Here is a 1,113-nt window from a genome sequence, read left to right as displayed (position 1 = left end):
ACGGCCGCAAAACACCCGGAAAGCAACAACACACATCTAGACATCTGGTTGTCATGCAATATCGATAACGTCATGCCATGAACTCAAATGCCCCCTCGCCCCTGGCCGGTGTCACAGGCCAACGCATCCTGACGCCGCGTGGCGTCGAACCGATCAGCCTGCGCTTTCATGGGGGGTTGATCGACGACAGCGGCGCCACGCCCGCCCGCGGCGCGCCCTGGTTCGACGCCGGCGATCTGCTGGTGCTGCCCGGCATCGTCGACCTGCACGGCGACGCCTTCGAACGCGCCGTCATGCCCCGGCCCAGTGTCACCTTTCCCTATGACAGCGCGCTGTTCGACGTAGACCGCCAATTGCTGGCCAACGGCATCACCACCGAATTTCACGGCGTGACCTTGTCCTGGGAGGGAGGGTTGCGCGGCGAGGCCTATGCCGAACGCATGTTCGACGCGCTAGCGCGCATGCAGCACATGATGGGCGCGCGGCATTACGTGCATCTGCGATTCGAAACCCATCACGTGGGCGGTGTCGACCTGGCCCAACAGTGGATCCGCGACGGCCGCGTGCGTTTCCTGGCCCTGAATGACCACCTGCCCAGCATGGCGCGCCGCCTGGGCGACGACCGCAAGCTGATGCAATACGCCAACCGCGCCGAGTGCGACCTGGACACGTTCCAGGCGCGCATCCGCGCCGCGATGTCCGCTGCCGATTCGGTTGCCGACGCCATGCGGGAGCTCACGGCGTGCGCGCAGGCGGCCGGCTTGAAGGTCGCCTCACACGACGATCCCGATGCCGCCACGCGCCGCTATTACCACCAGCTGGGCTGCGGCGTGGCGGAGTTTCCGTTGACCCGGGAAGCCGCCGGCGTCGCCCGCGACCTGGGCAACTCGGTCGTCTTCGGCGCGCCCAACGTCGTGCGCGGCGGCAGCCACACCGGCGCGCCCAGTGCCACCGAGATGGTGCGCGCGGGGCTGTGCGACATTCTGACGTCCGACTACTACTACCCTGCCCCGCTGGCCGCGGTCATGCGGTTGGCGCAAGACGGTGTGCTGCCCCTTGAGCAAGCCTGGAACCTGGTGTCGCTGAACCCGGCGCGCGCCGCCGGGCTGAAAG

At 67.4% G+C, this 1,113-nt stretch carries 1 protein-coding gene; it reads left to right on the top strand.

Going from position 1 to position 1,113, the window contains the following annotated elements:
- Positions 1–77: 77 nt before the first annotated feature.
- Positions 78–1,113: alpha-D-ribose 1-methylphosphonate 5-triphosphate diphosphatase (locus ACE039_RS23330; protein WP_485823453.1), on the top strand; the 1,036-nt coding region annotated here is incomplete at its 3' end.

The sequence above is a fragment of the Achromobacter maghribensis genome (assembly GCF_057334215.1).
This window is presented reverse-complemented; position numbering and strand designations above follow the sequence as displayed.